This is a genomic window from Methylobacterium sp. J-072 (genome assembly GCF_022829425.1).
Classification (GTDB): domain Bacteria; phylum Pseudomonadota; class Alphaproteobacteria; order Rhizobiales; family Beijerinckiaceae; genus Methylobacterium.
Genome location: NZ_JAKSYK010000111.1, coordinates 23,724 through 43,073 on the forward strand (window position 1 = coordinate 23,724; position 19,350 = coordinate 43,073).

At 67.2% G+C, this 19,350-nt stretch carries 16 protein-coding genes and 1 tRNA gene; 10 read left to right on the forward strand and 7 right to left on the reverse strand.

Annotation, left to right across the window (positions count from 1 at the left end):
- Nucleotides 1–50 precede the first annotated feature (50 nt).
- The 6 genes from MKK67_RS12380 (at nucleotide 51) to MKK67_RS12405 (ending at nucleotide 8,264) form a co-directional block, all read left to right on the forward strand.
- A complete protein-coding gene (locus tag MKK67_RS12380) occupies nucleotides 51–2,363 on the forward strand; it encodes a TonB-dependent receptor family protein (protein WP_243965109.1) in 2,313 nt (770 codons plus the stop codon).
- Nucleotides 2,364–2,502: 139 nt separating this feature from the next.
- Complete coding sequence (locus tag MKK67_RS12385; RefSeq protein WP_243965112.1) at nucleotides 2,503–3,480, forward strand: ABC transporter substrate-binding protein; 978 nt, start codon at nucleotides 2,503–2,505, stop codon at nucleotides 3,478–3,480.
- The gene (locus tag MKK67_RS12390) at nucleotides 3,477–5,516 is read left to right on the forward strand and encodes an ATP-binding protein (protein WP_243965115.1); all 2,040 of its coding nucleotides are present in this window, start codon (nucleotides 3,477–3,479) and stop codon (nucleotides 5,514–5,516) included. Before MKK67_RS12385 ends, MKK67_RS12390 begins: the two co-directional genes overlap by 4 nt.
- Nucleotides 5,513–5,911, forward strand: coding sequence for a response regulator (locus tag MKK67_RS12395; RefSeq protein ID WP_243965118.1), 399 nt, complete (start codon nucleotides 5,513–5,515; stop codon nucleotides 5,909–5,911). Before MKK67_RS12390 ends, MKK67_RS12395 begins: the two co-directional genes overlap by 4 nt.
- Complete coding sequence (locus MKK67_RS12400) at nucleotides 5,908–7,173, forward strand: adenylate/guanylate cyclase domain-containing protein (protein ID WP_243965120.1); 1,266 nt, start codon at nucleotides 5,908–5,910, stop codon at nucleotides 7,171–7,173. The genes MKK67_RS12395 and MKK67_RS12400 overlap by 4 nt, the downstream gene beginning before the upstream one ends.
- 104 nt (nucleotides 7,174–7,277) lie before the next feature.
- Entirely contained in the window at nucleotides 7,278–8,264 is a 987-nt protein-coding gene (locus MKK67_RS12405; RefSeq protein WP_243965122.1) for an ABC transporter substrate-binding protein, read from the forward strand.
- Between the two features lie 104 nt (nucleotides 8,265–8,368).
- Here the strand turns inward: MKK67_RS12405 and MKK67_RS12410 are convergent, their stop codons facing one another.
- A complete protein-coding gene (locus MKK67_RS12410; RefSeq protein ID WP_243965125.1) occupies nucleotides 8,369–9,046 on the reverse strand; it encodes a response regulator transcription factor in 678 nt (225 codons plus the stop codon).
- Nucleotides 9,047–9,480: 434 nt separating this feature from the next.
- Here MKK67_RS12410 and MKK67_RS12415 point away from each other — a divergent pair, with 434 nt between their 5' ends.
- Nucleotides 9,481–10,461, forward strand: a complete 981-nt coding sequence (locus MKK67_RS12415) for a hypothetical protein (protein ID WP_243965127.1) — start codon at nucleotides 9,481–9,483, stop codon at nucleotides 10,459–10,461.
- A 194-nt stretch (nucleotides 10,462–10,655) separates the two neighbouring features.
- Nucleotides 10,656–10,868: a hypothetical protein gene (locus MKK67_RS12420; protein ID WP_243965129.1), complete on the forward strand. Its 213-nt coding sequence runs from the start codon at nucleotides 10,656–10,658 to the stop codon at nucleotides 10,866–10,868.
- Nucleotides 10,869–11,045: 177 nt separating this feature from the next.
- On the opposite strand, the gene MKK67_RS12425 is transcribed toward MKK67_RS12420, so the two are convergent.
- Nucleotides 11,046–11,121, reverse strand: a tRNA-Glu gene (locus MKK67_RS12425).
- A 107-nt stretch (nucleotides 11,122–11,228) separates the two neighbouring features.
- Between MKK67_RS12425 and MKK67_RS12430 the strand changes: the two genes are divergently transcribed.
- Both MKK67_RS12430 and rpoH read left to right on the forward strand, forming a co-directional pair.
- A complete protein-coding gene (locus MKK67_RS12430) occupies nucleotides 11,229–12,209 on the forward strand; it encodes an RluA family pseudouridine synthase (RefSeq protein ID WP_243965131.1) in 981 nt (326 codons plus the stop codon).
- 298 nt (nucleotides 12,210–12,507) lie between these two features.
- Complete coding sequence (gene rpoH / locus MKK67_RS12435) at nucleotides 12,508–13,401, forward strand: RNA polymerase sigma factor RpoH (RefSeq protein WP_007565114.1); 894 nt, start codon at nucleotides 12,508–12,510, stop codon at nucleotides 13,399–13,401.
- 41 nt (nucleotides 13,402–13,442) lie between these two features.
- Here the strand turns inward: rpoH and MKK67_RS12440 are convergent, their stop codons facing one another.
- The 5 genes from MKK67_RS12440 to MKK67_RS12460 all read right to left on the reverse strand — a co-directional run bounded on the left by MKK67_RS12440 (nucleotide 13,443) and on the right by MKK67_RS12460 (nucleotide 19,302).
- On the reverse strand, nucleotides 13,443–14,843 hold the full coding sequence (locus MKK67_RS12440) for a histidine kinase (RefSeq protein WP_243965134.1): 1,401 nt from the start codon (nucleotides 14,841–14,843) through the stop codon (nucleotides 13,443–13,445).
- A 286-nt stretch (nucleotides 14,844–15,129) separates the two neighbouring features.
- On the reverse strand, nucleotides 15,130–16,422 hold the full coding sequence (locus MKK67_RS12445) for an adenylosuccinate synthase (protein WP_092042676.1): 1,293 nt from the start codon (nucleotides 16,420–16,422) through the stop codon (nucleotides 15,130–15,132).
- 143 nt (nucleotides 16,423–16,565) lie between these two features.
- Nucleotides 16,566–16,898: a hypothetical protein gene (locus MKK67_RS12450; protein WP_243965136.1), complete on the reverse strand. Its 333-nt coding sequence runs from the start codon at nucleotides 16,896–16,898 to the stop codon at nucleotides 16,566–16,568.
- Nucleotides 16,899–16,984: 86 nt separating this feature from the next.
- A complete protein-coding gene (locus MKK67_RS12455) occupies nucleotides 16,985–17,836 on the reverse strand; it encodes a D-amino-acid transaminase (RefSeq protein ID WP_243965144.1) in 852 nt (283 codons plus the stop codon).
- A gap of 194 nt (nucleotides 17,837–18,030) precedes the next feature.
- Entirely contained in the window at nucleotides 18,031–19,302 is a 1,272-nt protein-coding gene (locus MKK67_RS12460; RefSeq protein WP_243965146.1) for an SAM-dependent methyltransferase, read from the reverse strand.
- Nucleotides 19,303–19,350: the final 48 nt, after the last annotated feature.

Here is a 19,350-nt window from a genome sequence, read left to right on the forward strand (position 1 = left end):
GCGGCGACCGCGCCGTCCGGCTCCACGACCGATCAGACGAGACTTTTGAGATGTCGATTCACCAGGCCGCATCGCGGTTCGGCACGCTGGCCGTGCTCCTCGCAGGCACGGCCCTGCCCGCAACGGCGCAGCAAGCCGTCACGCTGGACGAGCTTTCCGTCGAAGGCGAGGCCAGTCCCGGCGCGGGCCAACCCGCTGTCGCCGTGCCCTTCGGCGTGGCCGCGCCCCAGGGCTCGGCCCCCTCGGTGATCGAGCACCCGGTCGGCCAGGTCGTTACCGGGATCGGGCGCGACAACACCATCACGAACCGGCCGGCGACCAGCATCGGCTCGGTGCTGGTGAACAGCCCCGGCGTCACCGTCCGCCAGGGCAATGGCGGGCGCGACGTGATCATCTCGATCCGCGGCAACAACGCCCGCTCCACCGGCGTGATCAAGAATACGGTGGTGCTGGAGGATGGCTTCATCCTCACGCAGCCAGACGGTGCGTCCCGCTTCGACCTGACCGACCCGCGGGCCTACAGCCGCATCGACGTGTTCCGCGGCCCGCAATCGCCCCTGTTCGGCAACTACGCCACGGGCGGCGCCATCGCGTTCCGCACCCGCACCGGCCGGGAGATCGACGGCTACGAGATCGGGACCGACGCGGGCAGCTTCGGCTACCTCAGCAACTATTTCACCGTCGGCAAGGCCAGCGGCCCGTTCGAGATCAGCCTGTTCGCCAGCGATGTGCGCAGCAACGGCTATCAGGATCACGCCAGCTTCGACACGCAGACCATCAATCTCCTGGCGAGCTACACGCCGACGCCGGACAATCGCTTCACCCTGAAGGTGATCAACAGCACGCTCGACACCAATCTCGCGGCCCGCTCCTCGCTGGCGCAGTACCGGATCAACCCGTACCAGCGGGGCTGCGCCGCGGCCGCGAGCGCGGCGCCCGGCTGCACGACCTTCAGCCTGTTCCGCAACGGCGCGTTCGGGGCGACCGTGCCGGTGACCGCGGACGAGGGCGGGTTCGGGCGCAAGGACCGGCGGACCATCGTGGCGGCGCGCTGGGAACACGACATCGACGCGTTCACCACCTGGCGGACGCAGCTCGGCTTCGACGAGCGCAACTTCAACCAGCCGTTCTACACCAACGCTTTCCTGGGCTCCTTCCCGGCCTGGAATTTCCTCACCGACGTGACCCGGCGCGGCGACCTATTCGGCCTGCCGGCGGTGGGCTACGTGGCGCTCGCCTACAACACGATCGACATCCATACGCCCACCTACAACCTGACGCCGTTCGGCGCGTCCCGCCTCGGGGCGCTGATCGGCGTTCAGGATGCGGGACAGTCCAATCTCGGCGGCCGGGCGCGGCTCGAACTCGCCCTGTCCGAAAGCTGGACCGGCGTTTTGGGCATCAGCGCCGAGAGCACCGCCATCAACGGCCGTAACCTCGCCTACAGCTACGCGGCGAGCGGCACGACCCGCACGGTGGCGGATGCCGACCGCAACTTCCTCAACGTCGCCCCCGAACTCGCCCTGGTCTACCGGCCGGACGACGCCTGGGCGTTCCGTGGCCGGGTCGCCACCGGCTACACCACGCCGGCGGCGGGCAACCTGTTCGTCACGCCGGCGGGGCTGCCCGGCAACAACACCCAGCTCCAGACCCAGGAGAATCTCGGCTTCGACCTCGGGGCGGATTGGAGCCCGACCGAGACCCTGCGCCTCAGCGTGACCGGCTTCTACGAATTCTTCCGCAACGAGCTGGTCTCGCAATCGCCGGGCGCGGGGCTCCTGGCCTACACGTTCAACGCGCCGGCCTCCGAGCACCGGGGCGTCGAGGTCGGAGCCGACTGGGCCTTCGCGCCGGGCTGGCGCGGGGTCCTGGCCTACACGTTCGATGACCAGATCTACACGCGCTACACCGAGCAGCTGAGCGCCGGCAGCCTCACCCGCCTGTTCGACCGGGCGGGCAACCGGATCCCCGGCGTGCCGGCCCATCAGCTCCTGGCGCGGATCGGCTACGATGTGCCCACCGGGCCGCTCGCCGGGCTCGGGGCCTTCGTCGAGACCGTCATGCAGGGCGATTTTGACATCGATAACGCCAACCTGCTGAAGGCGCCGGGCTACGCGATCGTCAACGCCAACGTCCACTATGCCACGGAGCTAACCGGCGGCTACGCGAAGCGGCTGAACCTCTACCTGGAAGTGCGCAACCTGTTCGACACGACCTACGTCGCCTCGGCCCAGAACCTCGCCAACTCGATCAGCGGCGCCACCGGCCTCCAGAACGGCGCCGGGGTGCTGGCGGCCACCACCGGGTCCGTGTTCGCGGGTGCGCCACGCAACATCGTCGGGGGATTCCGTCTGGCATTCTGATAACCGCGTCCACGGGTCCGCCGTGGTGCCCTGGCCGAGCTTGCACTAAGCTCCTGATCCGAACGCCGGATCGATGCGGGCGCGCGGCCCGGTCTGCGCGGTGAGGCGCGATGACGAAAAAAACCGGCGCGGTGATCGGATGAGGCGGCGGACCATCATTGCCGGGCTGTCGTGCGCCCTGGCGGGCTGGCCGCTGGCGCCACGGGCGCAGGAGCAGGCCCGGGTGGCGGCGCTCTGGCCGTTCGTGGACGGCGGCGCCGAGGGTCGCTCGCTGGCGCGCGCCTTCCGGTCGGCCCTGGGGGATCACGGCCAGACGAACCTTCAGGTCGATGATCGCTGGGGCGGCGCGGATGTGGAGCGCACCCGTGTGCTGGCGGCCGACATCGTAAAGACGAATCCGCACGTGATCTTCGCGTTCCTCAATGCGCAGCTCTCCGCGGTGTCTGCGCTGACGAAGACGATCCCGATCATCTTCGTCGGCGCCTCCGACCCGGTCGGGTCCGGCTATGTCGCGAGCCTGCAGAGACCCGGCGGCAACATCACGGGCTTCACCCTGTACGAGGCGTCGCTGGCGGGGAAATGGCTGGCGGCGCTCAAGGAGGCGGCTCCGACGCTCCGCCACGTCACGCTGCTCTCCAACGCGAACACCGAAGTGCGGCGCGGCAATTTTTACACGGAGGCGCTCGGGGTTACAGGCACCGCCGTCGGCTTGGAGACCGCGGTGGTCATGGTCAGCTCCGCAGACGCGATCGACCCGGTCATTGCCGCCCTCGGCCAGCGGGGAGATGCGGGGCTGATCGTGGCCCCCGGCACCTTCAGCGAAGCGAACGGCGACCGCATCGTCGCCCTGACGGCCGAGCATCGCGTCCCGACGGTGTTCGCGATCCGCCGCTTCGCGCATCGCGGCGGCCTGATGTCGTACGGCCCCGACCCAGCCGACGCGGTCCGTCGCGCAGCCTCCTACGTGGATCGCATCCTCCATGGCGAGAAACCGGCAGCGCTTCCGGTGCAGGCGCCGACGAAGTTCGACTTCATCGTTAACCTGAAGACGGCGCAGGCTTTGGGACTGACGATCTCATCGGCGTTGCTCGCCCAAGCGGACGAGATCGTCGAATGACGGCGACCGCTACGGTCCCGGTTGCCTCGGACCGGACCATCCCGGCCGAGCGGTTCCGCCTCCCGCTCGCGGGAAAGTTCGCCGTCGCCTTCGTGGGCCTCGTGACGCTGGTCCTGCTCATCAACGGCGCCGTCGACCTGTTCCTCAACTACGGCGACGCCAAGCGGACCGCGATCGAGGTCCAGCGCGAGAAGGCGCACGCGGCCGCGGAGCAGGTCGAGTCCTTCATCTCCGAGATCGAGAGCCAGATCGGCTGGACGACCCGGGCCGAGTGGCGCCGCATCTCCCCGGAGCAGCAGCGCTACGACTTCATCCGGCTGCTGCGGCAGGCGCCCGCCATCACGGAGGTCGCCTATCTCGATCCGAGCGGCAAGGAACAGCTGCGGGTCTCGCGCCTCGAACCGGACGTCGTCGGCAGCGGCAAGGATTTCTCCACCGCGCCGCGCTTCACCCGGGCGATCGCCGACAAGGTCTGGTTCGGCCCGGTCTATTTCCGGCGGGGATCGGAGCCGTACATGACCGTGTCGGTGGCCCATGCCGGGCGCGACCCGGGCGTGACCGTGGCCGAGGTCAACCTGAAGCTGATCTGGGACGTGGTCAGTGCCATCCACGATGGTTCGGGCGGCTACGCGTTCGTGGTGACGGCAACCGGACGGCTGATCGCCCACCCGGATCTCAGTCTCGTCCTGCGCGACACCGACCTGTCGACCCTGCCCGAAGTGGCAGCCGCGCTTTCGGGCCGCCGGTCCGGCGCCAATCCGGACGCGACGGATTACGAGATCACCACCGCGCTGGACGGCGGTTCCGTGCTCGCGGCCCATGCCACCATCCCGCGGGTCGACTGGATCGTGTTCGTGCAGCGGCCTCTCGGTGAAGCCATGGCGCCGCTCTATGCCTCGGTGGTCCAGACCTTGTCGCTGATGGGCCTCGGCGTGATGCTTGCGACCGTCGCCGGGACCTTCCTGGCCCACCGGATGGTCGTGCCGATCCGCCAGCTCGAGGACGGCGCGGAGCGCTTCGGTGCCGGCGACCTCTCGGAGCGCATCGTGATCCGCACCGGCGACGAGATCGAGACGCTCGCGCACCGCTTCAACCTGATGGCGAGCCGCGTCCAGGAATCCTACGAGACCCTGGAGGCCAAGGTCGAGGAACGGACCCGCGACCTCAACAAGTCCCTGGACGACCTCCAGAAGGCGCAGAGCCGCTTGGTCCAGTCCGAAAAGCTCGCCTCCCTAGGCCAGCTCACGGCCGGGATCGCACACGAGATCAAGAACCCCTTGAACTTCGTGAACAACTTCGCCTCCCTGTCGAGCGAACTGGTCGACGAGTTGCAGGAGGTGCTTGAGCCCGCTGCGCTCGATCCGAAGATCCGCGCGGAGGTCGACGAGATTGCCGACCTGTTGAAGGGCAATCTCGGCAAGGTCGTGCAGCACGGCAAGCGCGCCGATTCGATCATCAAGAACATGCTGCTGCACTCGCGTTCCGGGTCCGGCGAGCATCGTCCCGTCGAGATCAACGCCCTGGTCGATGAGAGCCTGAACTTGGCCTATCACGGCGCCCGGGCGGCGCAGCCGAGCTTCAACATCACCCTGGTCCGCGACCTTGATCCGGTGGCCGGCACTGCGGATGTCTACCCGCAGGAATTGACCCGCGTCCTCCTGAACCTGATGTCGAACGGGTTCTACGCCACCGAGAAACGGAAGACCGAGCGAACCGAGCCGGACTACGCGCCAACCCTGTCAGTGACCACCCGCAATCGTGGCGACAGCATCGAGATCCGCGTGCGGGACAACGGCACCGGCATCCCGGACAGCGTCAAGGCCAAGATGTTCGACCCGTTCTTCACCACCAAGCCGGCCGGAGAAGGGACGGGTCTCGGCCTGTCACTGAGCCATGATATCCTGGTCAAGCAGCATGGCGGCTCGATCGATGTCGCCACCGAGCCCGGCCAGTTCACCGAATTCACGATCACGCTGCCCCGCGACGGCGCGACGCATGCCCAGCCGATCATCGCCCAAGCCAAGAGCGAACCATGAACGTCCTCATCCTCGTCGTGGACGATGAGCCCGACGTCACCGACCTGTTCCGACAGCAATTCCGCCGCGAGCTCCGCGCCGGGCGGTTCGCGATGGAGTTCGCGCATTCCGCCCCCGAGGCCCTGGCCTGCGTGAACGCGTCGGACGGGGCGAGCCTGATCCTGATGTTCTCCGACATCAACATGCCGGGCATGACCGGTTTGGAGCTCCTGCCGCTCGTGCGGGCCGCGCGCCCCGATGTCCCGGTGATCATGATCACGGCCTATGGCGACGCCGAAACGCGCGAGAAGGCTCTGACCGGGGGCGCGGCGGGCCTGATCACGAAGCCGATCGACTTCGACCTGCTGCGGGCCGAGATCGAAAGCCGCCTGGGCTCCGCCGCGGGGCCGGCATGATCCCCGACCTGCCGCCCGCGAAGATCCTGGTCGTCGATGACGAGCCGGATCTCGAGGCGTTGATCACCCAGAAATTCCGCCGGCAGATCCGGGATGGGCAGGTGACCTTCCTGTTCGCGCATGACGGTCACGAGGCCCTGGATCTCCTGGCCGAGAATCGCGACGTCGACATGGTCGTGTCGGACATCAACATGCCCGGCATGGATGGGCTGACGCTGCTCGCGAAGCTCCAGGAATCCGACGACAGGCCCTCGACCATCATCGTCTCGGCCTACGGCGACATGGCCAATATCCGCACCGCCATGAACCGCGGGGCCTTCGACTTCCTCACGAAGCCGATCGATTTCACCGACCTCGAGACCACGATCGCGCGGACGCTCCGCCATGTCGGGATCCTGCGCGAGGGCCGGCAGCGGCAGATGCTGGCCGAGCGCGCCCACGCCTCCCTGGCGCGGTACTTCTCGCCCAATCTCGCCGAACGCCTGGCGGGCGACGCGTCGGGATTGGAACTCGGCGGCGCGCGGCGCGAGGTGGCCTCCCTGTTCACCGACATCGCCGGCTTCACCAGCTTGGTGGAGAGCCTGGACCCGACCCAGCTCGCCGAGATCTTGAACGGCTATTTCGCCGCGATGACCGATCTCGTCTTCGCGCACGAGGGCACCGTCGCCAAGATCGTCGGCGACGCGATCCATGTCCTGTTCGGGGCTCCGGGCGACCAGCCGGACCATGCGGCTCGGGCCGTCGATTGCGCGCTGGCCCTCGACACGGCCTCCGAGGCTTTTCGCCTGCGCTGGCGGGACCGGGGGATCGAGATCGGCGCGACGCGGATCGGCGTTCATGCCGGGCCGGCCATCGTCGGGAATTTCGGGGGCGGCCGGTATTTCGACTACACGGCCTACGGCGACACCATCAACACCTCCGCCCGCCTGGAGAATGCCAACAAGGCGTTCGGCACCCGGATCTGCGTCAGCCAGAGCGTGGTGATCCGGGCGGAGCAGTTCCGCGGGCGGCCCGTGGGCGACCTCGTCCTGCGCGGGAAGCAGGAGGCGCTGCGCGCCTTCGAGCCGCTGACCGAGCAGGAATACGACGCGGCGATGCTCGACCGCTACCTCGACGCCTTCGCCAAGCTGGAGGCCGGCGAGGCCGGCGCCATGCCGGCCTTCGCGGCCCTGGTGGGCTTGCGGCCGGACGACGCGTTGGCGGCGTTCCATCTCAAGCGCCTGCTCAATGGCGACTCCGGAACCCGCATCGAGGTGCGTTGAGGGTACTTACGCTCTCGACCCGCCAGCGGTCATCATTGACACTCGCGATCGTCTGCTGCGGCCGTCGAGTGTCCTCCGGAATGTCCCGTCCCCCCAGTAGCCGCATGAGGCGTCGCGACATCCTCGCGAGCCTCGGCGGCGCGGCCGTTTGGCCCACGACCGGATGTGATCAGACCCCGCCGCGGCGCCGGCTCGGCGTCCTCCTGGTCTACGGGGAGACACATCCGGACGTGCCCGTCATCGTCGAGACCCTCAAGGACAGCCTGCAGAAGCTCGGCTGGATCTGGGGACAGAACCTGACCGTCGATCTGCGGCATGGCGACGGCGACAGCGAAAAGATGCGCCGTCAGACCGACGAACTTTTGGCGAGCAGACCCGACGTGGTTTTCGCCCAGGGCGTCGTCGGGACGACAGCCTTTCAACAGGCGACCTCGACCATACCGGTGGTGTTCATTCAGGTGCAGGATCCCGTCGGCGGCGGTCTGGTCACCAGCCTGGCGCGGCCCGGCGGCAACCTCACCGGCGTCACGAATTTCGACTACACTTTCGTCGGCAAGTGGCTGCAGCTCCTGACGGAACTCAGCCCTGGGGTCACCCGGGCCAGCGCCATCATCAACCCGGATTACCGCGCGCGCTTTGCCGGCTATGCCGCTGAACTCGCGCGGATCGGGCCGCAGCTGAACATCCGTGCCGAAGCCAGCGGCGTGCACGACGTCGCCGAGATCGAGCGCGTGATCTCCAATCTCGCCGACGAGCCCCATGGCGGCCTGATCGTGCTGCCGGACGCGGTGACCGGCGTCTACAGCCGCCAGATCATCGATCTCGCCGCCCGGCACCGTCTGCCCGCAATCTACGCCTACGCGGCTCAGGTCCGCCTCGGTGGTCTTGCCGCCTACACGACCAGCGTACGCCGGGACGTCCAGCAAGCCGCCGGCTATATCGACCGGATCCTGAGGGGAGCGGCGGTCGGCGACCTGCCGGTGCAGGCGAGCGAACGGTTCTTGACCGTGATCAATCTCCAAACCGCCACGGCCCTGGGGCTGACGATCACGCCATCGCTGCTGGCGAAGGCCGACGAGCTGATCGAGTAGCGAGGGCCGTTAGGTTGGTCGACCGGACCATCGTTCGATCGGCGAGAGAAGGGCGCTCCTCTCGCGGCGGGATTCCACCTGGCCAGGAATCCGGCCATGTGTGATCAACTCACGAAGGCGTATCCAAGGTAGCGTCGGACTTCGATCGGGTCGAAGCTCAGCTTCTCTCGGAGCTTCTTGCGAAGCTTGCTGATGTGGCTTTCGACGACGCTCTCATCGACATCGCTGGTGAAGGCGCCGTAGACCGCGTTGAAGACCTGCTCCTTGGTGAGCCTGCGTCCGCGATTGCGGATCAGGAGTTCGAGGATCTGACGCTCGCGCCGCGGCAGCGCGATCGTCTCGCCATCGATGTCGGGGTCGCGGCCGTCGAAATACACCTTCAGCCGCGCGGTCCGATCCATCACCGCCTTGGCGGTCGAGCGCTGCGAGCGCCGCCAAACGGACTCGGTCCGGGCCATGATCTCGCGCACGTGGACCGGCTTGCGAACGACATCGTCGATGCCAGCCGTGAAGAGATCGAGGGTCTCCGTCAGGCAGCGGGTCTCGATCATGGCGATGATCGGCGCCCGGGACCGCTTCTGGATGAGCTCCGGAAGAGCCGGGCGCTGCTCGCAATCGCCGAGGAGGAAGCCCTGGACGGCGTCCAGATCCGGCTCCCGAGCCGTCTGAAGCCAGCCCTTGAAATCGGTTGCCCGTAATCCGACGGCCGAAACGCCTTCTCTGCTGAAGCTGGCGACGTACCCATCGGTCACCATCGGCCGCTCATCCATGATGACGTACACTACTTCTGTGCTCCTCTATTATTCATTCCGGTCGGCGACTTCGATTGAGAAAGCCGCCGCGGCTGGTTTACGCGGTATCTTCCGATCAAATCGCTAAGTTCTAGGATGAACAGTTGTGCTGAAAGTTATTTAGACATCTTTTATGGCGTTTTTTCGTATTGTTAATGGTTTTATGATTATCGCTGGGTCAAATTTGAGTCCGTAAAAAGATACTACTATATTTATTCTCCAGAATTACTATCGTATCGAATGTTATGATATAGTATTGAGTCGTAATTTAAAATTCTTGCTTTCAAAAATGCATCTTCGACGGGATTTAAGGCGACGATTGCCTATTTTCATAAAGCCTTCACGTCAGCCGCCAGCAGTGCAGGGGCCTGAAAGCGGTGCCGCGGTTGGTGGCGCATTCGGCACACGCCATCTAGGTAGGAACGATGCCATCGCTTGATCCACCGCCGCACAACTTCCCCCGCGTTCTGATCGGCCACGCGGGTTGGCGATTTCTGGGCGACGGCAACAATTTTTCTCTGTCGCAAATGGTGGGCCTGATCCGCGCATCCGGCAGCGTCAGCCATCAATGGTCGAATGTCCTGCGGTCCAGAACATCTCGTTATGGTTCACGGACAAAGACATTCATCATGCCGGAGAAGACTTGTCTCTATCAGAAATATCTGCCCGACCACCTCCAGGTAATCTCGGACAGATTTGCGACGTTTCTGGCTCAGGTAGGCTGGGCCCATTACGTCTTCTCCGATTACGTTAGGCAACAGAATGCCGGCGACCTCTATCACCCGGGTGATAGCCACACGACGGCCTACGGAGGCTACGAGGCGTCGACCGAGATCGTTCGCGCGATGGGTTTGGACGCGGACGCCTTCCAGCCGACATGGTCGATGAGGCCCGTCGACAGCTTCGATCTCTACGAACCGGATGAGGCTCGCCCGGCGCTGAGCGAACGCGTGATCGCGAACTCACCGCCGCTGGACGTGACCACCAACGGTCTCAATAACCGGGGGTGCGTGACGCGGATCGTCAATCCCCATGGCGCGCACCACCGGCTTCTGGTCTTCGGCGATTCTTTCGCGAATCTGTACCTCTGCTACGGCATCGCCCTGCACGTTCGCGAAGTCATGTTCGTGCATTCCGTAAGCTTCGACTACGAGATGATCGAGCGCTACCAGCCGGATTACATCGTCGGCGAGATCGCAGAACGGTTTCTGATCGAGGCGCCGGCCGAGGGTACCTCGCTCGCGTGGATCGTGCAGAGCAAGCTGGTGGACGACATGCTCAGCCCCATGGAGGCTGCGCAATTCGTGGCCAGCTACGAGCCGTTCAAGGAGCTCTACGGTCCGGCGATGATTCCGGTCCTCACGGAGGTTCGTCGTCGGTTCGGCGAGGCGTTTACCGGATCGTGAAGACGACCCCGTTCACCTTAGCGGGCCATTCCGCCCGCAGAACACAAGCAGCGTCGATGCAGCACCGGACTGCGATCAGGTCTTTTCGGGGGATGTCCGGGAAATGCTACGATCGACACGGCTGATCGCGGCAAGGGACGCAGGCGATGCCTGACCTCCACTGGCAAGAGGGGCCGGTCCATTGCACCGACCTTATGGACGCGTTCGGCAAGGTGTTCGGCTATGTCGGGCCGTGTTCCAATGGCGTGCGCGGGTACGTCGTCCAATCCGGATCCGAATGGCCGCCGCGGCCCGCGGCCTTTACCGACCACGCGGATGCAGAAGCGGCGCGCAGCTGGGTCGAAGCCGAGGTCGCCCGGCGATCGTTCCGGCCGATCCGCGTCACGGAAGGGCCGCCGGATGCGTGAGTGTCACGATGCCTCCGCGTGGCCACTGCCCTGCACCCGGATAGAGGTGAGCCCAGCAAGGAGTTCGCAGACAGCACGTGGGAACGCTATGCCAAGAGGCAGCGTGGTCCCGACGCGAAGGCAGCTCGGGTGCCACTTCCGCTAAATCGTTCACAAAATTAATGAAACTTGCGCCGGTGGCGCTCCCAAGGGGAATCGAACCCCTGTTTTCGCCGTGAGAGGGCGACGTCCTAGACCGCTAGACGATGGGAGCTTTCCGGCGGCGCCCGGGTGCTATAGCCACGCCCCGCCGGGGGAGCAAGGGCCTTCTCGACAGATTCCGTATCGATCGGTGCGGGTGGCGCGCGGAGAGGGATTGCGGTGGACGGAATCGACGAGGAACGGGTCGGGATCGTCGTGGAGGGGGGGATCCGGCTCGATCGGGCGCTGGTGGCCCTGTTTCCGGATCTGTCCCGGGCGCGGCTGCAGGATCTGGTGCGCGATGGGCGGGTGAGCCGGGACGGCATCCCGGTGCGCGATCCGTCCGCGAAGGTCGCTACAGGTGCGCAGATCGTCCTGGAGGTGCCGCCCCCGGCCGATGCGGAACCGGCGGCCGAGGCGGTGGACCTAGCGATCGCCTACGAGGACGACGACCTCGTCGTGATCGACAAGCCGGCGGGCCTGGTGGTGCATCCGGCGCCGGGCCACGAGAGCGGGACCCTGGTCAACGCGCTGATTGGCCATTGCGGCGCGAGCCTGTCCGGGATCGGCGGCGTGCGCCGGCCCGGCATCGTCCATCGCCTCGACAAGGACACGAGTGGCCTGATCGTGGTCGCCAAGAACGACGCGGCCCATCAGGGGCTGACGGCGCAGTTCGCCGATCACGGCCGCACCGGGCCGCTGGAGCGAGCCTATGCGGCCCTGGTCTGGGGCGTGCCGCATCCGCGCACAGGGACGATCCAGGCGAGCCTGGCCCGCTCGCGCCACAACCGGGAGAAGATCGCCGTGGTCTCCGACGAGTCCGGACGGCACGCCGTGACGCATTACACGGTCGCCGAAACCTATCCGGAGGTCGCCCTCGTGCGATGCCGGCTGGAGACGGGACGAACCCATCAGATCCGCGTCCACCTCGCCCATCGCGGCCATCCGCTCCTGGGCGACCCGGTCTATGGCGGCGCGTTCCGCACCAAGGCGGCGCGGCTGTCTCCGGAGGCGCGCGACGCGCTCACGGCCCTCGGACGGCAGGCCCTGCACGCGGAACTGCTGGGCTTCAGCCATCCGCGCACCGGCGAGACGCTCCGGTTCGAGAGCCCGATCCCGCCGGACATCGCCGCGCTCGTGGAAGCCCTCGCGAAAGCTTGAGCCAAGAGAATGAGCCAAGAGAATGAGCCAAGAGAACGCGATCAGAGACTGTGATAAGAAACCGGGTCTGTGGCGCGTGCGAAAGATCACGCCGGACCGCGTCACATCGTGACATGGTACGACCATTCGGCCGGACGCGCGTTGATGCTGACGGGGGAGTAATCAACCGCTACCGGTCCATCCGGCTCACCCGTAAGAGATGGGTGGCCGGGAGGGTCGGCTCAAGAGCGGCCCGAGTGGACGGCACTGTTGCCCGTCGCGTCCGCCCGTCAGGGGGACAAGAGTCCAGGAGAATGCCATGGCCGGTACGCTGCCCGTGCTCGCCAATGAAGGTGGCCTGTCGCGCTACCTCGACGAGATCCGCAAGTTCCCGATGCTGGAGCCGACGGAAGAGTTCACGCTGGCCAAGAGCTGGCGGGATGCCGGCGACCGTGAGGCCGCGCATCGGCTTGTAACCTCGCATCTGCGCCTCGTGGCCAAGATCGCCATGGGCTATCGCGGCTACGGCCTGCCGATCGGCGAGGTCGTGTCCGAGGGCAATGTCGGCCTGATGCAGGCGGTCAAGCGCTTCGATCCCGATAAGGGTTTTCGGCTGGCGACCTACGCGATGTGGTGGATCAAGGCTGCGATCCAGGAATACATCCTGCGCTCGTGGTCGCTCGTGAAGATGGGCACCACCGCCAACCAGAAGAAGCTGTTCTTCAACCTGCGCAAGGCCAAGGGCAAGATCTCGGCGCTGGACGAGGGCGACCTGCGCCCCGATCAGGTCAAGCAGATCGCCACCCGCCTCGGCGTGCCCGAGCAGGACGTGATCGACATGAACCGGCGCCTGTCCGGCGACACGTCGCTCAACGCGCCCCTGCGCGAGGAGGGCGAGGGCGAGTGGCAGGACTGGCTGGTCGACAACGCCCCGAGCCAGGAGACCGTGCTGGCCCGCGAGCAAGAGGGGCAGAACCGCCTCTCGGCCCTGCGCGACGCGCTCGGCGTGCTCAACCCGCGCGAGCGGCGCATCTTCGAGGCGCGGCGGCTCGCCGAGGATCCGATCACGCTGGAGGATCTGTCCGGCGAGTTCGGCGTCTCCCGCGAACGCGTCCGGCAGATCGAGGTTCGCGCCTTCGAGAAGGTGCAGGAAGCGGTCAAGCGTAACATCGCCAACCGCGAGCTGCCCCGCACCGGCATCGAGGCGCACTGATCGGCAGAGCCGGCGCGCGAGAAGGCGTGCCGGATTTTGCGCTACTGCCAGGCGTCGAAGGCGTTCTGCAGCACCTGGGCGCCGGCGCTCCCCTTCTCGAAGGTGAGCACCGCCCGCTTGCCCGAGGTGTAGCGCACGGCGAGATCGAACCAGTTGCGGTGGAGCAGCAGGTCGGTGTTGCGATCGACGTCGTTCTGAAGCGACGACAGACCGATCAGGAACAGGTTGTCCCGAACCCGGACCGGCAGGCCGGAGAGCGGGGAGCCACGGCCATTCTCGTCGTCCTTGGCCTGGAGCAGGCCGACATCCTGCACCGTCCGCGCGGCGTCACCCGTCTGGCTGAAGACGAGGCTCACCGTGTGCGAGGCCGGCAGCGTCGCGTCGAGGTTGCGCTGGATGGTCATCACCAGCGTCTGCCCGACATCCGGGATCGTCACGGTCGCGACTACGGCATTCTGGAGCGGCTGGCCCTGCTCGCCATTCACGGTGTCGAGCCGCCACGTCACCCGGCCGTTGGTCTTCGTCGGCTGCGCGTTGTCGGAGCCGGTGGCCTCCTCGATCAGCTCGGCCCGCTGGGCAACGGAGAGGTTCGGCTGAGCCGGCGACGGCGCGGCCCGCGCCGGTGCGCCGGTGTCCTGCCGTGCCGCGGCCCGCGGCGCCGGTGTCGCCTCGCCGCCGACCCGGTCACCGAACTTGGTCTCGGTGTCGGTCTGCTGTGAATCCGCCGTCTCGGTGCCGTTCGACGGCAGGTTCTGGGGCCGGTCGCGGAGCATGAAGGCCGCGACGGCGATTAACCCGATCACCACCGCCAGCACGCCACCCACGAAGGCGTTGCGCAGGATGTGGGAACGCCCGGACCGCGGCGGCACCACTTCGATGCGCGGGCGCTGGCGGCCGTTGCCGGCATCGCCGGAGGAAGCGGCGAGGTCCGGATCTTCGGGCGATGCCGCCGGCTCGGGAACCGCCTGCGGCTCTTCGGGCGCGGCCGACGGGCCCGGCCCGGATCGCGGCGACGAGATCGCGATCGGCGCTTCGCGCGGCTCTGGCTCCGCCTTGGGAATGACGCGCGCGAACGGCGGTATGGCGGCCGGAAGGATGGGCTCGGGAGCCTTCACGGGCTCGGGCTCGGGAACGGTCGGTTCCGGCGGCGATGGCTCCGGGACCTCCGGTGCCGCGGCGGGCGGCGGGCTCGGATCCGGGACCACGACGGCGTCGTTGGCCGGTGCCGGCAGGCCGCCGTGATCGACTTCGAGCCGCTCGATCGCCGTGTCGAGCGCCCGGCGCTCGAGATCGATATCGGCTTCCGACAGGGGCGGATCGAGCGAGCGGAGCTGGCTGATCAGGGCGTTTCGCGCACGGTCATAGACCGCCTTGCGCAAGGCCGGAGATCGGTCGGGCAGCGCATCGAGGGCGCGTGCCAGAAGCGGGTAGTAATCGGCCATGCTGCCTTGGTCCGCCCCTCCGGCCGCCGTCCGGCGAGGCCGGTCGAGGGCCGAGGACCGATGGCCGCTCCCGCCCCCGATGGTCGGTCATGGCCATCGGCCGGTGATGTTATGTGCCCGCCGCGCGGATCGGCATCCGCGAGCCGGTTCCTCCGATAGGGTGCGGGGCGGTCCGTCACAGGGACCGCCGCCCCGCCGTAAGCTGGTTCTAGATCAAGCGGACGCGGGCTGGATACAGGCTGAACAGCAGAAAAGATGCGTCATCAACGGGATAGGGCGCAGAGCCTCAATCCTCGAAGGGGTTGTGCATCAGGATCGTGTCGTCGCGCTCCGGGGAGGTCGACAGCAGCGCCACCGGCGCCCCGATCAACTCCTCGATCCGGCGGACATACTTGATCGCCTGCGCCGGCAGGTCCGCCCAAGACCGGGCACCTGCGGTCGTCTCGGACCAGCCCGGGATGGTCTCGTAGACCGGCTCGACCCGAGCCTGAGCCGCTTGGCTCGCCGGCAGATGGTCGATCGTCTGCCCGTCCAGCTTGTAGGCGGTGCAGACGCGGATCTCCTCGAACCCGTCGAGGATGTCGAGCTTGGTCAGGGCGATGCCGTGGATGCCGGAGGTCCGCACCGTCTGGCGCACGAGGACCGCGTCGAACCAGCCGCAGCGGCGCTTGCGACCCGTGTTGACGCCGAACTCGCGCCCGCGGGCACCGATGGTCTCGCCGATCTCGTCGTGCAGCTCGGTGGGGAACGGCCCTTCGCCGACCCGGGTGGTGTAGGCCTTGGCGATGCCGAGCACGTAGCCGATCGCCCCCGGGCCGAGTCCCGAGCCCGTCGCCGCCTGGGCGGCCACGATGTTGGAGGAGGTGACGAAGGGATAGGTCCCGTGATCGACGTCGAGCAGCGCACCCTGGGCACCCTCGAACAGGATGCGCTTGCCGGCCCGGCGCTGATCGTCCAGGAGCGACCAGACCGTGTCGGCGAAGGGCAGGATCTTGGGGGCGATCGCAGTGAGCTCGGCGAGCAGCGCCTCGGCATTCACCTCTTCGATGCCGAGGCCGCGCCGGAGCGCGTTGTGGTGGGTCAGCACCCGCTCGATCTTGGCCGGCAGGGCGTCGATATCGGCGAGATCGACCACCCGGATGGCGCGGCGGCCGACCTTGTCCTCGTAGGCCGGCCCGATCCCACGCTTGGTGGTGCCGATCTTGAGGCCCGCATTGGCGGTCTCGCGGAAATGATCCAATTCGCGGTGGAGCGGCAGGATCAGCGTGGCGTTGTCGGCGATCCGAAGAGATTTCGGCGAGACCTCGACGCCCTGTGCCTTGATCCGCTCGATCTCGTCGACGAGGTGCCAGGGATCGACCACGACGCCGTTGCCGATCACGGAGAGCTTGCCGCCGCGCACCACACCCGAGGGCAGGAGCGCCAGCTTGTAGGTCACCCCGTCGATGACCAGCGTGTGGCCGGCATTGTGGCCACCCTGGAAGCGGACGACGATGTCGGCCTGCTCGGAGAGCCAGTCGACGATCTTGCCCTTGCCCTCGTCGCCCCATTGGGCGCCTACAACGACGACGTTGGCCATGCCTGCCTGCTTACCCGCGACGGAAACCGGGACGGAGCAGCCCACGGGTGCGGGCTGCGTACGTCCTCTGCCGTTTCCGCGATCCGGGCGGCGAAATCAAGCAAGGCCGCCACATGGCAGCCGGCCTGCTTCGGGAACGGCGCCTATTTCGCTTCGGTGCCGGGGCTCCGGCCGGGCAGTTCCTGCGGCTTGATCACCGGCATCGAGCCGGATTCGTCGGGCTTCATGACGGTACCGGTCGTCCCGGTATCCGACGGCTTGATCACACCGTCGTTCTTCTGGAGCTTGTCGCTCAGCGACTGGTCCTTGGGCGGCGCGTCGGCGCTCGGGCGGACGCGATCCGGAGGCGTCTGGGTGGACGGCGGCAGGGCCGGATCGGTGTCGCGGCCTTTCAGCGGTGCGTCTGGGTTCTGAGCATAGGCGGGGACCGCAAACAGGGCCGCTGCGACCGCGGCAAGCAGGATTCTTTTCGACAAGACTGGTCTCCCCTCTCGGAAAACGTGTTCCGAGAGCAACAGCCGGGTGCCGGATCCGTTCCTATTCGCGGCCCGATGGGTCCGCTTCAGCCCTGTCGGGCAGCCTCGATGTAGAGTTCGCGCAGGCGCCGGGTCAGCGGACCGGGACGCCCCTCGCCGATCGACCGGCCGTCGATTTCCACCACCGGCATTACGAAGGCCGAGGCGCTGGTGTAGAACGCTTCTTGCGCCTCGTAGGCCTCGGCCACCGAGATCAGCCGCTCCTCGACGCGCAGGTCGGCCTCGGCGGCGAGCTTCAGCACGGAGGCCCGGGTGATGCCGGGCAGAAGCGCCGTCGAGAGCGGTCGCGTAACGAGCACGCGGTCACGGCTGACGATGAAGGCGGTGGAGGACGAGCCTTCGGTCACGGCCCCGTCCTCGACCATCCAGGCCTCGGCGACGCCGGCCTCGGCGGCCTGCTGCTTGGCGAGCACCTGCGCCAGAAGCGCCACCGACTTGATGTCCCGGCGCTTCCAGCGGAGATCCTCGACGGTGATCACCCGGGCGCCGGATTCGGCCAGCGGGTTGGCCAACACGGTCTTGGCCTGCGTGAACATCACAACGGTCGGCTCGGTCCCGGCCTTCGGGAAGGCGAAGTCGCGCTCGGCCACGCCGCGGGTCACCTGCATGTAGACCAGCCCCTCGGTGACGCCGTTGCGCGCGACGAGTTCGGTCTGCAACTTCTCCCATCCGGCCGCATCGTGCGGGTTGTGGATGCCGATCTCGCCGAGCGAGCGATCCAGGCGGGCGAGATGCGCGGCGTTGTCGACGAGCTTGCCGTCGATGATCGCCGAGACCTCGTAGATCCCGTCCGCGAACAGGAAGCCGCGGTCCATGATCGGCACGCGCGCCTCCTCGAAGGGGAGGAATGCGCCGTTGAGGTAGACGATGCGGGACATGCGGGTTTCCTCTCGGGCCGGCGTATCACTCGACCCTGATGCGGACACACGGGGTCCGGACTTTCGGACGCTTCAAGCTCTCGCACATGCGAGCACGGCGAGAAAAGCCTTGAAGCATTGGCCGGCCGCCGACCGCAAGCCGATTTCCCGCCTGCCTGGACCGCGGCCGCGCGCGCACTGGAGAGCGCCGGCCTTCATGCCGACGCCAACAGCCGCTCAGTCGGCGCCCGGACATCGTCCTCCGCCTGACGCAGACGCGCTTCGGCCTCGGCCACGTAATCCCGGGTGAACGGAACCACATCCTTCCGGCGGACGAGCTGGATCTGGAAGACCACCGCGTCCTCGTGCCGGAACGCGGCCTCGGCGCTGGCGAGGTACCAGTCCCACATCCGACAGAACCGCTCGTCGTAGAGCGCGGCGGCCTCGTCCCGGTGGGCCAGGAAGCGGGCGCGCCAATCGCGCAGGGTCTCGGCGTAATGCAGCTGCAGCACCTCGATATCGGCGAGGATCAGCCCCGACCGCTCGATCGCCGGCATCATCTCCGACAGGGTGGGCAGATGGCCGCCCGGGAAGATGTAGCGGGTGATCCACGGGTTGGTCGGCGCCGGCTCGCCGGTCCGGCCGATCGTGTGGAGCAGCATCACGCCGTCATCCGTGAGGCGGTCGCGGGCGATGCGGAAGAAGGTGTCGTAATCCGCCGGCCCGACATGCTCGAACATGCCGACCGAGACGATGCGGTCGAAGCAGCCGCGGACGAGACGATAATCCTCCAGGGCGAACCGGACCCGGGAGGACAGACCCCGCTCCGCCGCCCGCGCCTGCGCGACCCGGTGCTGCTCGGCCGAGAGCGTGATGCCTCGAACAGTGGCACAGCCCGCCACGTCCGCGAGGTAGAGGCCGAGCGCACCCCAACCGCAGCCGATGTCGAGCACCCGGTGGCCCGGCCCGGCCAGGAGCTTGGCGGCGATGTGGCGCATCTTGGCAGCCTGCGCCTCCTCCAGGCTCATCCCCGGTGCGGCGTAGTAGGCGCAGGAATAGACCCAGTTGGCGTCGAGGAAGAGGTCGTAGAGGTGCGTATCGAGCTCGTAATGCCGCTCGACGTTGCGTCGGGACCGGCTGAGGGTGTTGCGACCGATGATCCGGCGGGCGAGCCGGCGCAGGGCCGTCAGAACCCGGATGCGCCGCAACGGCGGCGCCCCGTGATTCCGGGCGAGCAGCACGGTCATCAGCTCCGGCAGGCTGCCGGCTTCGACGAGGAGGCGGCCGTCCGTGAACAGCTCGCCGAACTTCAGTTCGGGATCGAGCAACAGATCCCGTTCCGCCGCCCAGTCCAGGAACCGGACCGTCACGGCGGGACCGTCTCCATCCCCAGCGCGAAAGCGGTGGCCGTCGGCGGTGACGACCGTCAGGGTGCCGCTCAAGCCGCTGACGGAAAATGTCCTCTCCAGCAGGCGATCGAGAAGCACGCTGCACCTCGCCGACGCAAGATCATCTTCGGCGTTCGAGGATGATCC